This is a genomic window from Amycolatopsis sp. NPDC049252, assembly GCF_043197175.1.
Taxonomy (GTDB): Bacteria; Actinomycetota; Actinomycetes; order Mycobacteriales; family Pseudonocardiaceae; genus Amycolatopsis.
Genome location: NZ_JBICSQ010000082.1, coordinates 1 through 12,727, shown reverse-complemented (window position 1 = coordinate 12,727; position 12,727 = coordinate 1). Strand labels below are relative to the sequence as shown.

Below are 12,727 nucleotides of genomic sequence, written 5' to 3'. Positions count from 1 at the left end.
GGGCCGGTGCCCGGTACCACGTGAACGCGCGAGGAGCCAGAAGTGACCGTGCCCAAGCTCGCCCTGTCCGACAACACCGGGGAGGCACTGGCCAAGACGCGCGCCGACGTGGTCGTGATCGGCACCGTGGCCGGCGAGGACGGGCCCGTGCTCGCCGCGGGCGCCGCGGCCGTGGACGCCGCCTTCGACGGCCGGCTCGCCGGCCTGCTCGCCACGCTCGGCGCGAGCGGCAAGGCCGAAGAGGTCGTCAAGGTGCCGACGCTGGGCAAGCTCGGTGCCGGTGTGGTCTTGGCCGTCGGCCTGGGCAAGGTGGGTGCCGGCGTCACCCCGGAGCAGGTCCGCCGCGCCGCCGGTGCCGCCGGCCGCGCGCTCGCCGGCACCGACCGTGCGTTCGTCACGCTCTCGGAGCTCGACCTGCAGGCCGCCGTCGAGGGCACGATCCTCGGCTCGTACGTCTTCACCGACTACCGCTCCGAAAAGGGTGACGCGCCGGTCGCCAAGGTCGACTTCGCGAGCCCCGCGGACGGCACGTCCCGCGACCACAAGGCGACGCTGAAGGCGGCCGGCAGCATCGCCGAGGCCGTGCTCACCGCCCGCGACCTGATCAACACCCCGCCGAACGACCTCTACCCGGCGTCCTTCGCCGAGCGCGCCAAGAAGCTCGCCGAGGACAACGGCCTCGAGTTCGAGGTGCTCGACGAGAAGGCCCTCAAGCGCAAGGGCTTCGGCGGCATCCTCGGCGTCGGCGGCGGCTCCTCGCGCCAGCCGCGGCTCGTGCGCATCGCCTACAAGCCGGCCAAGGCCGCCAAGAAGGTCGCGCTGGTCGGCAAGGGCATCACGTTCGACTCGGGCGGCATCTCGCTCAAGCCCGCCGCCAACATGGACCACATGACCTCGGACATGTCCGGCGCCGCCGGCGTGCTCGCGTCGGTCGTCTTGGCCGCGAAGCTGAAGTACCCGCTGGAAGTCGTCGCGCACATCCCGCTGGCGGAGAACCTGCCGTCCGGGACGTCGTACCGCCCGGGTGACGTCCTCACCATGTACGGCGGCAAGACCGTCGAGGTGCTCAACACCGACGCCGAAGGCCGCCTCGTGCTGGTCGACGCCATGGTGCGCGCCGCCGAGGAGAACCCGGACTACCTGATCGAGACCTCGACGCTGACCGGCGCCCAGGTCGTCGCGCTCGGCAACCGCACCGCCGGCGTCATGGGCTCGGACGACTTCCGCGACCGCGTCGCCGCGATCATGCAGGCCACCGGCGAGAACGGCTGGGCGATGCCGCTGCCCGAGGAACTGCGCGCCGACCTCGACTCGCGGCTGGCCGACCTGGCCAACGTCACCGGGCACCGCTGGGGCGGCATGCTCGCGGCCGGGATCTTCCTGCGCGAGTTCGTCGCCGACGGCCTCGACTGGGTGCACATCGACATCGCCGGCCCGTCGTTCAACTCCAGCGCGCCGTGGGGCTACACCGGCAAGGGCGGCACCGGCGTCCCGGTCCGCACCATCGCCGCGGTGCTGGCGGACATCGCCGCCAACGGCTGAGTGGACGCAGGCGAGTACCTCGAAGCGGCGGTCAGGGACATCCTGACCGCCGCTTCGTCCACTGTGGACAGCCAGGTCGGGTACGCGGCCCTGCTGCTCGCCACCACCGGCGCCCTCGACGAGGCCGACCGGCTGGTGACGCACTGGCAGGCCCGCACGGAACGGCCGGTGAGCGCGCTGGCCGGCGACCCGATCCGGGCCCGTGCCTGGGAAGTGCTCTTCGAAGCCCGCGGCGGACGTCCCGAGTGGGCCGAAGGCCTGCCGCCGCTGGACCTCGACGCCGAGGAGCGCGCGCACACGGCGTCACTGCGCCGTCCGGTCTCCGACCTCGACGGCGTCCTCCCGCCCGGAGCGATCGCCGAGGTCCTCAAGCACGTCGCGCCCTCCCGGCCGGACAAGGTCCGCACCGCGCTCGCCGACGGCGACCTCGCCCGCTGGGCCGAGCTGGCCGGGCCGCGTCCCGACGTCGCGACCCTGGCGGCGACCCGTTCGCTGGCGCCGGCTTTGGTGGCCGGCGCGGACCCGCTCGGCCTGCGCGACCGGGCCGAAGCCTGCGCGGGCGCGCTGGTCGCGGCCCTGAACGAGCGCTACCCGCCGGACCTGGGCACCTGGCCGGAGCTGATCACGGAGATCCTGCGCCTGCGCGGCGGCGCCACCGCACCTCCCCCGGCCTCGGCCGCGGCGATCCGCTCGGCGGAGCAACGGCTCGGCGTCGATCTGCCCGATGACCTGCGCGAGTTCCTGCGCACCTGCGACGGCCTGCCCGCCGACGTCGTCTTCCCGCGTCTGCTCGGCACCGCGGACCTGCGCGCCGAGAACGGCGTGGTCGTCCTGGCCGAACCGGCGGTGCTGCTGCTGTCCGCGTCGCACGTCGTGGAGATCGACCCGGTGCTCGGCACGACCGTGCACCCGTCGTTCCGCGCGGTCCTCGAACACCACGCCACCCTGTTAGCGTCGGCGCAGTGACCACCCTCACCGTGGAGAAGATCACTCCCGAGAACGTCGCGGCCACTTGCCAGCTGGCGGTCGAAGAGCACCAGAAGGACTTCGTCGCGCCCGTCGCCGTGTCGCTCGCCGAGGCCTACACCCGGCCGGAGGTCGCCTGGCCGCGGCTGATCCGCGCCGACGGCGAGCCGGCCGCCTTCGTGATGGGGGCGTTCGACCCCGGCGCGGAACTCGACTTCTTCCGCTGCGGGATCTGGCGGCTCAACGTCGGCGCCGGCGTCCAGGGCCGCGGCTACGGCCGGTTCGCCGTCGAAGCCGTGCTCGGCGAAGCCCGGCGGCGCGGCGAAAAGGCCGCCACGGTGCTGTGGCTCCCGGCCGAGGGCGGCCCGGAGGACTTCTACCTGCGGCTGGGCTTCCGGCCGACCGGCCAGACCTTCAACGGCGAGGTCGTCGGCCGGATCGAGCTCTAGACCTGCCCGCGCTTCTTCCGCTCGGTGTACTCGCGCATCCGCTTCGGGTAGCCGATCCGCGCGACCTCGTAGACCGGGATCGAGCGGCGCTGGCCGAACGACTGCGCCGACTCCAGGCTGCCGATCCGCCGCCGGGTCCACTCGCCGTCGTGAGCGACCAAGACCACTGTGGTCTCCGTGACGTTGGTCTTGGGCTCGACGAACGCCTCCACCCCGCGCCGCGTGGCCGCCCACTCCTCGAGGTGCCGGGTGTCGTCCGAATTGGCTTTCCGCAGCGTACCGGCCCGCTGACCGCCCTTGGCGCGCCTGCGCAGCGAGTCGAAGAGCCCCACCACGACCACCTCTCCTCCAGGTACTTTGCCTGCTCATTATCCCGGACTCCCCGTGTGGTCGGTGTCGCACACCCGGCTAGGTCGCAGCCCCGTCCGGCGTAGTGACAAGATGGCGGAGTCGCGCGCGCGGTTATACCGGGAACGGGCGACGACAGAGCATCACCCCACTGCTTGCCGAGGAGTTATTGAAGTGACCGACACCTCCGCCGACCTCGTGATCCTGGGAGGCGGATCGGGCGGCTACGCCGCGGCGTTCCGCGCGGCCGAGCTGGGCCTTTCCGTCACGTTGATCGAGAAGGACAAGCTCGGCGGGACGTGCCTCCACCGGGGCTGCATCCCGACCAAGGCCCTGCTGCACGCAGCCGAGGTCGCCGACGAAACCCGCGAAGCCGAGGCGGTCGGCGTCAAGGCCGTCTTCGAGGGCATCGACATCGCCGGGGTCAACAAGTACAAGGACGGGATCGTCTCCCGGCTGTACAAGGGCCTCCAGGGCCTGGCCAAGGCGCACAAGGTGAACCTCGTCGAGGGCAGCGGCACGTTCGTCGGCGGCACGACCGTCGAGGTGGACGGCACCCGCTACACCGGCAAGAACGTCATCCTCGCCACCGGCTCCTACTCGCGCACGCTGCCGGGCCTGGAGCTGGGCGGCCGGGTCATCGCCAGCGAGCAGGCCCTCGCCCTGGACTACGTCCCCAAGAAGGTCGTGGTCCTCGGCGGCGGCGTGATCGGTGTCGAGTTCGCCAGCGTCTGGGCCTCCTTCGGCGTGGACGTCACCATCGTCGAGGCGCTGCCCCGGCTGGTCCCGAACGAGGACGAGTTCGCCTCCAAGCAGCTCGAGCGGGCCTTCCGCCGCCGCAAGATCGCCTTCAAGACCGGCGTGCGGTTCACCGGCGCGAAGCAGGACGACAACGGCGTGAGCGTCTCGCTGGAGTCCGGCGAGACCCTCGAGGCCGACCTGCTCCTGGTCGCCGTGGGCCGCGGGCCGAACTCGGCGGGCCACGGGTACGAGGAGGCCGGCGTCAAGATCGAGCGCGGCTTCGTGCTCACCGACGACCGGCTGCGCACCAACCTGCCGAACGTCTACGCCGTCGGCGACATCGTCCCGGGCCTGCAGCTCGCCCACCGCGGCTTCCAGCAGGGCATCTTCGTCGCCGAGGAGATCGCCGGGCTCGCCCCGCGCGTGATCGACGAGAGCGGCATCCCGCGGGTCACCTACTCGCACCCGGAGGTCGCGTCGGTCGGGCTGACCGAGTCGCAGGCCAAGGAGAAGTACGGTTCGGACGTCACCACGTTCACCTACGACCTCGGCGGCAACGGCAAGAGCCAGATCCTCAAGACCTCCGGTGGGGTCAAGCTGGTCAAGGCGCCCGACGGGCCCGTCGTGGGTGTACACATGGTGGGCGACCGCGTCGGCGAGCTGATCGGCGAAGCGCAGCTGATCTACAGCTGGGAGGCCTTCCCCGAGGACGTCGCCCCGCTCATCCACGCGCACCCCACCCAGACCGAGGCCCTCGGTGAAGCGTTCCTCGCCCTCGCGGGCAAGCCGCTGCACGTGCACAGCTGACGTCTCACCAGCAGAATCCAGACCACGCAGAATCTTGAAAGAGGAGTCAGCGAACGATGGCCTACTCCGTCACACTGCCGGAGCTCGGGGAGAGCGTCACCGAAGGCACCGTCACCCGGTGGCTTAAGCAGGAGGGCGACACCGTCGAGGTCGACGAGCCGTTGCTCGAGATCTCGACCGACAAGGTCGACACCGAGGTGCCCTCCCCGGTGGCGGGCACGGTCGTGAAGATCAGCGCCGCCGAAGACGAGACCGTCGAGGTCGGCGCCGAGCTCGCCGTCATCGACGACGGGTCCGGCGGCGCGCCCGAGTCTTCCGCCCCCGCGCAGGAAGAGCCGAAGTCCGAGCCGGAGCCCTCGCCCGAGCCGGAGACCAAGTCCGAGCCTTCGGAAAGCGCCCAGGACAGCGCGCCGAGCAAGCCGGACACCGCGCCGGCCGCGGGTGGCGAAGGCACCGAGGTGAAGCTGCCCGAGCTGGGCGAGAGCGTCACCGAGGGCACCGTCACGCGGTGGCTCAAGCAGGTCGGCGACTCGGTCGAGGTCGACGAGCCGCTGCTCGAGATCTCCACCGACAAGGTGGACACCGAGGTGCCGTCGCCGGTCGCCGGCACGGTGCTGGAGATCCGCGCGGGCGAGGACGAGACCGTCGAGGTCGGCGGCGTCCTGGCCGTGATCGGCGACGCGAACGCCGCACCCAAGGCCGAGTCCAAGCCGGAGTCCAAGCCGGAGCCGGTCCAGGAGTCCAAGCCCGAGCCGAAGCCGGAACCCAAGCCGGAGCCGAAGCCCGAGCCGGTCCAGGAGTCCAAGCCGGAACCGAAGCCCGAGCCGAAGGCCGAGCCCGCCGCGGCCGCGCCGAAGGAGAGCTCGGCGGACGGCCCGTACGTCACGCCGCTGGTGCGCAAGCTCGCGTCGGAGCACGGCATCGACCTGTCGAGCCTGACCGGCAGCGGGGTTGGCGGCCGGATCCGCAAGCAGGACGTCCTGGCCGCGGCCGAGGAGAAGCAGAAGGCGGCCGCTCCGGCCCCGGCTGCCGCTGCCCCGGCGGCGTCGGCTCCCGCGGCCGCGTCGGCCCCGGCCGCTCCGCGCCCGACGGCCGTCTCGGTCTCCCCGGAGATCCAGGCGCTGCGCGGCACGGTGCAGAAGGCCAGCCGGATCCGGCAGATCACGGCCACCAAGACCCGCGAGTCGCTGCAGATCGCCGCGCAGCTCACGCAGGTCCAGGAAGTGGACGTGACGAAGATCGCCAAGCTGCGCCAGCGGGCGAAGGCCGCCTTCAAGGAGCGCGAGGGCGTCAACCTGACGTTCCTGCCGTTCTTCGCGAAGGCGACCGTCGAGGCCCTGAAGCAGCACGCGAACGTCAACGCGTCCTACAACGAGGACACGAAGGAGATCACCTACCACGGCGCCGTGCACCTGGGCATCGCGGTGGACACCGAGCGCGGCCTGCTCTCGGTCGTGATCCACGACGCCGGCGAGCTGAGCCTGGCCGGTCTCGCGCACCGCATCGCCGACCTGGCGGGCCGGGCGCGGGCCAACCAGATCAAGCCCGACGAGCTGTCCGGTGGCACGTTCTCCATCACGAACATCGGCAGCGTCGGCGCCCTGTTCGACACGCCGATCATCGTGCAGCCGCAGTCCGGCATCCTCGGCACGGGCGCGGTCGTCAAGCGCCCGATCGTCGCGACCGACGCCGACGGCAACGACACCATCGCCATCCGCTCGATGGCGTACCTCCCGCTGACGTATGACCACCGCCTGGTGGACGGAGCCGACGCGGGCCGCTTCCTGATGACGATCAAGCAGCGTCTGGAAGAGGGCAACTTCGAGGACGAGCTCGGCCTCTGACCGACCGAGCACCGAAGGCCACCACGGGACTCCCGTGGTGGCCTTCGGCACATCCGGGCCCGGCGCTCACCGATCAGCCGCTGTCTGGCCGCCCCGTTACGCCCGATCCAGTGGGACCCGGGAGCCGTGCCTGGGCAACGCCGCCTTCCGCCGCCACGTCGGTCGCGGGTGTGAGTCGTCCGCGTGCGGCGGAACTCCCGTGGCAGCCTTCGCCGTTTCCGGACGCGGCAGAGCCGGACCCGATGGCCGGGCCCGGCGCGCTGGGGTGCGGCGCGGGCTCCGATGGGCCACGATCGACCCATGCGAGTACTGATCGCCGGGGCGAGCGGGTTGATCGGGTCGGCGCTGAGCGAACGCCTGCGGCGCGAGGGCCACGACGTCCGCAAGCTGGTGCGGCGCGAAACCCGGGCGGCGGACGAACACCGCTGGGACCCGCCGGCCGGCACCATCACCGACGGCGCGTTCGACGGTGTGGACGCCGTCGTCAACCTCGGTGGCAAGCCGCTGTTCCCCGGCCGGTGGAGCGCGATGCGCAAGCAGGAGCTCATCGACAGCCGGGTCGAGCCGACCGAGGTGCTCGCCGAAGCCGTCGCCGAACACGGCGTCGGCGTCCTGGTCAACGCCTCCGCCGTGGGTTACTACGGCAATCCCGGATCGTCCACTGTGGACGAGTCGGCGAAGCGCGGGCAGGGTTTCCTGGCCGAGCTGTGCGAAGCGTGGGAATCCGCGACGGCGGGAGCTTCGAACGCGCGTGTCGTGAACATCCGGACCGGGCTGGTGCTGTCGGCGAAGGGTGGCCTTTACGGCTTGCTGCGCCCGCTCTTCCGGTTCTGCCTGGGCGCGCGTCTCGGCGACGGCCGCCAGTACATGCCGTGGATCGCCCTCGAGGACGAGGTCGGCGCGATCGTCCACGCCCTCACGCACGACTCGCTGTCCGGCCCGGTGAACCTGACCGGGCCGGCGCCGGTGACCAACGCCGAGTTCACCCGCGCGGTCGGCCGCGCCGTGCACCGGCCCGCGCCGTGGTTCGTGCCCGGGTTCGCCCTCAAGGCGGTGCTCGGCCAGGCCGGCGAGGAGATGGCGCTGTTCGGGCAGCGCGCCGTCCCGGCGGCGCTGGAAGGCTCCGGTTACGCCTTCCGGCACCCCACGCTGGACAGCGCGCTCGCGGCGGCATGACCGTCCAGGTACGGCGCTGGCTCGTCGTCGGCGTAGTGCTGTCGGCCGCGTTCGTCCTGCTCGGGCTGAGCGTCGCGCGGCAGCCGCTCGCCCTGGACGTCGCGGTCGCCGACGCCCTCCACGGTGTCTACGCCCAGCCGCTCGGCCGGATCGCCCAGGCCGGCAGCGACGTCCTCGGGCCGGTGCTGCCCTTCGTCCTCGGCACGGCCCTGGTCGCGCTGGCGTTGCGCCGCCGCGAGCACGTGGGCCTGTGCGTCCGGCTGGCGGTCGTGCTGGTGCTCTGCCGGCTGACCAGCCTGGTGTTCAAGCCGATCTTCCTGCGCGAACGCCCCCGCGACTACCCGGACCTGAGCTACCCGAGCGGGCACGTGACGTCGGTGGCGAGCACCGGGTTCGTCCTGCTCCTGCTGTGCGCGTGGCTGTGGCCGCGGCTGGTGCGGCGCGTCGCGGTGGCCGTCGTCGTGGCGACCGTGCTGATCGCCGTCTTCCGCGTCGTGCTGGGCGTGCACTGGGTCACCGACACGATCGGCGCGGTGCTGGCGGTGACCGGTGTCGGGCTGCTCTCAGCCTGTGCCTTGCGCCTGCTTCCGGCGGGTGACGGGCGTAGCCTCGACGGGTGAGTTCTTCCCGCACTTCCTGCCGCGCCAGCACCGAGCCCGTCGACGTCCGGGAGCTCGGCACGATCGACTACACCGAGGCCTGGGAGCTCCAGCGGAGCAGCCTCACCGCCCGGGCCGACGGCACCGCACCGGACACGATGCTCCTGCTGCAGCACCCTTCGGTGTACACCGCCGGCAAGCGCACCGAGCCCGAAGACCGGCCCACCGACGGCACCCCGGTGATCGACGTCGACCGCGGCGGCAAGATCACCTGGCACGGCCCCGGCCAGCTGGTCGGCTACCCCATCGTCAAGCTCGCCGACCCGATCGACGTCGTGCACTACGTGCGCCGGCTCGAGGAGGCGCTGATCCACGTGTGCGACCAGCTGGGTGTGCGCAGCGGGCGCGTCGAAGGCCGCAGCGGCGTCTGGATCCCGGCCGACGAGCGGGGCATCGAACGCAAGATCGCCGCGATCGGCATCCGCGTCCAGCGCGGCGTGACGATGCACGGCTTCGAGCTGAACTGCAACGCCGACCTGGCCGCGTTCGACACCATCGTGCCGTGTGGCATCCGCGACGCGGGCGTGACTTCCTTGTCCTACGAACTACAAAAGGACGTCAGCGTGGAGGCGGTCCTGCCGCTGGCGCGCGACGCCGTCCTCGCGGCCCTCGAAGGCGAACTCCCGGTCAGCGACGACCGCTGGCTGCCGCGTCCCGAGGCCCCGCAGGCCGCGGGCGTCACCTTCGCCCTTCAGAACTGAAAAGCCGTGAATGGCACATTGAGGGACTCTAAGTCCCTCAATGTGCCATTCACGGCTTTGAACCTCAGTCCAGCTGGGGGGCGACCTCGGACGCGATGAGGTCGATCTGGTCCAGGTCGGACAGGTCCAGCAGCTGCAGGTAGACGCGGGTGATCCCGGTCCGCTCGCGCCACTGCCCGATCCGGTCGACGACCTCGGCGGGCGTGCCGGCCAAGCCGCTCTCCCGAAGCCCCTCGACGTCCCGGCCGATCGCCGACGCCCGGCGCTCGACCTCGGCGTCGTCACGGCCGACGCCGACGACCAGCGCCACCGAGCGCAGGATCTCCTTCGGGTCGCGGCCGATCTCCCGGGCCGCCGCCTCGACGCGGGCGAACTGCGCGGCCGCGGTCTCCTGGTCGGCGAACGGGAGGTTGAACTCGTCGGCGAAGCGCGCGGCCAGCGCCGGGGTGCGCTTCTTGCCCGAGCCGCCGATGATCACCGGCGGCGCCGGCGACTGGGCGGGCTTCGGCAGCGCCGGCGAGTCGGTCAGCGAGTAGTGCTCGCCCTTGAAGGAGTACGTCTCCCCCGCCGGCGTCTTCCACAGTCCGGTGACGATCTCGAGCTGCTCGGCGTAGCGGTCGAAGCGCTCCTTCGGCGGCGGCAGCGTGAGGCCGTACGCCTCGTGTTCGGCGTCGTACCAGCCGGCGCCGAACCCGAACTCGACCCGGCCGCCGGACATCTGGTCGACCTGCGCGACGGAGATCGCGAGCGGGCCGGGGTGCCGGAAGGTCGCCGCGGTGACGAGCGTGCCGAGCCGGATCCGGCTGGTCTCCCTGGCCAGGCCGGCCAGGGTGATCCAGGCGTCGGTCGGGCCGGGCAGGCCGTCGGCCGAGCCCATCTTCAGGTAGTGGTCGCTGCGGAAGAAGGCGTCGTAGCCGGCGGCTTCGGTCGCCTTCGCGACACGCAGCTGGTCGTCGTAGCTGGCCCCTTGCTGGGGCTCGGTGAAGATCCTCAAGTCCACCGCGTCAGCCTATCGACGGTGTGGCCTCTTCGCCGTCGGTGCGCCGCAGGCGGACCAGCATGCGGACGATCACGTCCTCGATCTCGGCGCCGACCTTCTTCGGGTCGGGTGAGCTGGCGATCTCGGTGGCCGCGCTCGACAGCGCGCCGAACAGCAACCGCGCGGTGACCTCGACCGGCACCGGCTCGACCTCACCCGCGTCGATCAGCGACTGCAGGCCCGACCGCACGAGCCCGAAACTGCACCGCTCCTCGGCCTCGCGCCAGCGCTCCCAGCCCATCACGACCGGCGCCTCGTGGATGGCGATCCGCTGGTAGGCGGGGTCGAGGCAGGCGCGGATGAACGCGTTGAGGCCGGCGAGGGCCCGCTCCCAAGGAGTGCCGTCGCCGTTCATGATCTTGTCCAGGCGGTCGTAGACGAGGCTTTCGACCGCGTCGAACGCGGCTTCGAAAAGGGCCTGCTTACCGCTGAAGTGGTGGTACAGCGCACCCTTCGTCACCCGGGCGCGTTTGGCGATCTCGTCGAGCGAGGTACCCGCGTAACCGCGTTTGGTGATCAGTTCCACCGCGCTGTCGACCAGCGCCGACCGCGTCGACTCGGAATAGTCGAGCCGCCTGGACCTCATTGTCGCCACCTTCACAACTTTACGCCCGGAGGATCTCTCCATACCCATGGTATGTTCACCGTGTCAGGTCCGTACCGGGAGTATGCCGCAGACCCGCGGTATGACCCCCGCCACGGAAGGGGAGCCACAACCATGAGCTGGACCGACTTCTACCGACGTCAGGAAATCCTCGAAGCCACCGTCCGCCAGGCCGGCCGGAACCCGGGCGCGCCGCTGCCGCTCGACGAGGTCCCCGGTGCCGCGGACCACTTCGGCTGCGAGGAGAACGTCCTCGCCGCCCTGCAGTACAAGTGGACGCAGGTGCTGAGCGGGCGGCTGCGCACGGAGGTCACCGACCCGGACGACGCCGACGGCCTGGGTGACCACGTCGACGCCGTCACCCGCGCCTGGCGCGCCACCGTCGACGAGCACGAGACGCTGCGCGCGGTGCTCGACGGCGGTCTCGAGCGCCATGCGTCGCTGCGCCGCATGCACGAAGGCGAGCTGCGCATGCTCGCCGTCACCTCCGGGCTGGCCGACCCGCGCGAGCCCGCCGACGAAATCACCAAGGTGGGCCACGCGCTCGAGGCGCTGCTGCGCACGAACCGCCAGGAGGCCAACTGCCCGCGCCGCCCGGTGATGAACGGCTTGCGCCGCCTGCTCGCGCCGAGCGCGTAATAGCGGTTAAGTAAGCGCATGACTCAGCGTTGGTCCGAAGCCGACATCGCCGACCAGACCGGCCGCACCGCGGTGGTCACCGGCGCGAACTCCGGCCTCGGCCTCCGCACGGCCGAGGTGCTCGCGGGCAAGGGGGCCCGCGTGTTCCTCGCGTGCCGCTCCGCCGAACGCGGCGCGAAAGCCCTGGAGCAGGTGCGCGCGGCCGCCTCAGGCGCCGCGCCCGAGCTCGTCAAGCTGGACCTGGCCGACCTCGGCTCGGTGCGCGAGGCCGCCGCCTCGGTGCGGGAACGCACCGGTGACCGGCTGGACATCCTGATCAACAACGCCGGGCTGATGATGACGCCGCGCGGCAAGACCGCCGACGGCTTCGAGACCCAGTTCGGCACCAACCACCTCGGCCACGCCGCGCTGACCTGGCTGCTGCTGCCCGCCTTGCGCGGTGGCAGCGGCTCCCGCGTCGTCACGCTCTCGAGCGTCGCCGCGACCGGCGCACGCATCGACGTCGCCGACCCGAACTTCGAGCACCGCCGCTACAACCCGGGTGCCGCCTACGGCCAGTCGAAGCTGGCCAACCAGGTCTTCGCGCTCGAACTCGACCGCCGGCTGCGCGCCGCGGGTGACGACGTCCTCAGCCTCGCCGCCCACCCCGGCTACACGTGGACCGGCCTCGGCCAGGGCATGGCCCGCTCGTACCGCAACCCGGTGCTGCGCGCCGTCATCGGCGGCGGCAACCGGCTCGGCGAGATCCTGCTGGCCCAGGGCCCCCGCATGGGCGCGCTCCCGCAGCTCTACGCGGCCACCGCGGACGGCGTCCAAGGCGGCGAATACCTCGGCCCGCGCGGCGTCGGCGGCCTGCGGGGTCACCCCGTGAAGGTGAACCCGCTCCCCGCCGCGCGCAGCGAGGCGATCGGGGCCGCCTTGTGGGATCTCACCGCGAAGTTGACCGGCGTCACCCCCGACCCCGCGTAGTCCGGACGGGCGTACGGTTGGGGGCGTGAGTGCTGCGCCTGAAGGCCGGAAGCTGCTGCGCCTGGAAGTCCGCAACAGCGAGACGCCGATCGAGAAGAAGCCGCCGTGGATCAAGACGCGGGTGCGGATGGGGCCGGAGTTCACCGAACTCAAGGGCCTGGTGCGCCGCGAAGGTCTGCACACCGTCTGCGAAGAAGCGGGCTGTCCCAACATCTACGAGTGCTGGGAAGACCGCGAAGCCAC

At 71.7% G+C, this 12,727-nt stretch carries 13 protein-coding genes and 1 pseudogene; 11 read left to right on the top strand and 3 right to left on the bottom strand.

From position 1 onward, the window contains the following. The first annotated feature begins 42 nt into the window (after window positions 1–42). Genes ACGFMK_RS41325 through ACGFMK_RS41315 form a run of 3 tightly spaced genes read left to right on the top strand, consistent with a single transcriptional unit; the run spans window position 43 to window position 2,957 of the window. A complete protein-coding gene (locus ACGFMK_RS41325) occupies window positions 43–1,542 on the top strand; it encodes a leucyl aminopeptidase (RefSeq protein ID WP_392775015.1) in 1,500 nt (499 codons plus the stop codon). Then, window positions 1,543–2,508: an SMI1/KNR4 family protein gene (locus ACGFMK_RS41320; RefSeq protein ID WP_392775013.1), complete on the top strand. Its 966-nt coding sequence runs from the start codon at window positions 1,543–1,545 to the stop codon at window positions 2,506–2,508. Continuing rightward, window positions 2,505–2,957, top strand: coding sequence for a GNAT family N-acetyltransferase (locus ACGFMK_RS41315; protein WP_392775011.1), 453 nt, complete (start codon window positions 2,505–2,507; stop codon window positions 2,955–2,957). Before ACGFMK_RS41320 ends, ACGFMK_RS41315 begins: the two co-directional genes overlap by 4 nt. Here the strand turns inward: ACGFMK_RS41315 and ACGFMK_RS41310 are convergent. Beyond that, the gene (locus ACGFMK_RS41310; RefSeq protein ID WP_392775010.1) at window positions 2,954–3,298 is read right to left on the bottom strand and encodes an oxidoreductase; all 345 of its coding nucleotides are present in this window, start codon (window positions 3,296–3,298) and stop codon (window positions 2,954–2,956) included. The two genes, ACGFMK_RS41315 and ACGFMK_RS41310, sit on opposite strands and share 4 nt — an antisense overlap. A gap of 181 nt (window positions 3,299–3,479) precedes the next feature. Between ACGFMK_RS41310 and lpdA the strand changes: the two genes are divergently transcribed. The 5 genes from lpdA (at window position 3,480) to lipB (ending at window position 9,233) form a co-directional block, all read left to right on the top strand. Further along, window positions 3,480–4,853 carry a dihydrolipoyl dehydrogenase gene (lpdA, locus tag ACGFMK_RS41305; protein ID WP_392775008.1) on the top strand — a complete coding sequence of 458 codons (1,374 nt, stop codon included), beginning with the start codon at window positions 3,480–3,482 and terminating at the stop codon, window positions 4,851–4,853. A gap of 56 nt (window positions 4,854–4,909) precedes the next feature. Next, window positions 4,910–6,697 (top strand): 2-oxoglutarate dehydrogenase, E2 component, dihydrolipoamide succinyltransferase, encoded by a 1,788-nt coding sequence (gene sucB / locus ACGFMK_RS41300; protein WP_392775006.1) that lies wholly within the window; start codon window positions 4,910–4,912, stop codon window positions 6,695–6,697. 300 nt (window positions 6,698–6,997) lie between these two features. Continuing rightward, on the top strand, window positions 6,998–7,873 hold the full coding sequence (locus tag ACGFMK_RS41295) for a TIGR01777 family oxidoreductase (RefSeq protein ID WP_392775004.1): 876 nt from the start codon (window positions 6,998–7,000) through the stop codon (window positions 7,871–7,873). Beyond that, complete coding sequence (locus ACGFMK_RS41290) at window positions 7,870–8,493, top strand: phosphatase PAP2 family protein (protein ID WP_392775002.1); 624 nt, start codon at window positions 7,870–7,872, stop codon at window positions 8,491–8,493. Before ACGFMK_RS41295 ends, ACGFMK_RS41290 begins: the two co-directional genes overlap by 4 nt. Continuing rightward, window positions 8,490–9,233 carry a lipoyl(octanoyl) transferase LipB gene (gene lipB / locus ACGFMK_RS41285; protein ID WP_392775000.1) on the top strand — a complete coding sequence of 248 codons (744 nt, stop codon included), beginning with the start codon at window positions 8,490–8,492 and terminating at the stop codon, window positions 9,231–9,233. The genes ACGFMK_RS41290 and lipB overlap by 4 nt, the downstream gene beginning before the upstream one ends. Before the next feature lie 64 nt (window positions 9,234–9,297). Here the strand turns inward: lipB and ACGFMK_RS41280 are convergent, their stop codons facing one another. Both ACGFMK_RS41280 and ACGFMK_RS41275 read right to left on the bottom strand, forming a co-directional pair. Continuing rightward, window positions 9,298–10,233 carry an LLM class F420-dependent oxidoreductase gene (locus ACGFMK_RS41280; RefSeq protein ID WP_392774999.1) on the bottom strand — a complete coding sequence of 312 codons (936 nt, stop codon included), beginning with the start codon at window positions 10,231–10,233 and terminating at the stop codon, window positions 9,298–9,300. A gap of 4 nt (window positions 10,234–10,237) precedes the next feature. Next, the gene (locus ACGFMK_RS41275; protein WP_392774997.1) at window positions 10,238–10,858 is read right to left on the bottom strand and encodes a TetR/AcrR family transcriptional regulator; all 621 of its coding nucleotides are present in this window, start codon (window positions 10,856–10,858) and stop codon (window positions 10,238–10,240) included. A gap of 132 nt (window positions 10,859–10,990) precedes the next feature. Between ACGFMK_RS41275 and ACGFMK_RS41270 the strand changes: the two genes are divergently transcribed. The 3 genes and pseudogenes from ACGFMK_RS41270 to ACGFMK_RS41260 form a co-directional block, all read left to right on the top strand. After that, window positions 10,991–11,515: a hypothetical protein gene (locus tag ACGFMK_RS41270; RefSeq protein WP_392774995.1), complete on the top strand. Its 525-nt coding sequence runs from the start codon at window positions 10,991–10,993 to the stop codon at window positions 11,513–11,515. Window positions 11,516–11,533: 18 nt separating this feature from the next. Then, window positions 11,534–12,484 carry an oxidoreductase gene (locus tag ACGFMK_RS41265; protein ID WP_392774993.1) on the top strand — a complete coding sequence of 317 codons (951 nt, stop codon included), beginning with the start codon at window positions 11,534–11,536 and terminating at the stop codon, window positions 12,482–12,484. Window positions 12,485–12,509: 25 nt separating this feature from the next. Further along, window positions 12,510–12,727: pseudogene (locus ACGFMK_RS41260) on the top strand (lipoyl synthase); the annotation flags it as partial.

Bases quoted from the DNA above. Each gene is read 5' to 3' on its own strand.
- sucB (WP_392775006.1), top strand. From the start codon at position 4,910: ATGGCCTACTCCGTCACACTGCCGGAGCTCGGGGAGAGCGTCACCGAA.
- ACGFMK_RS41295 (WP_392775004.1), top strand. From the start codon at position 6,998: ATGCGAGTACTGATCGCCGGGGCGAGCGGGTTGATCGGGTCGGCGCTG.
- ACGFMK_RS41290 (WP_392775002.1), top strand. From the start codon at position 7,870: ATGACCGTCCAGGTACGGCGCTGGCTCGTCGTCGGCGTAGTGCTGTCG.
- ACGFMK_RS41275 (WP_392774997.1), bottom strand. From the start codon at position 10,858: ATGAGGTCCAGGCGGCTCGACTATTCCGAGTCGACGCGGTCGGCGCTG.
- ACGFMK_RS41270 (WP_392774995.1), top strand. From the start codon at position 10,991: ATGAGCTGGACCGACTTCTACCGACGTCAGGAAATCCTCGAAGCCACC.
- ACGFMK_RS41265 (WP_392774993.1), top strand. From the start codon at position 11,534: ATGACTCAGCGTTGGTCCGAAGCCGACATCGCCGACCAGACCGGCCGC.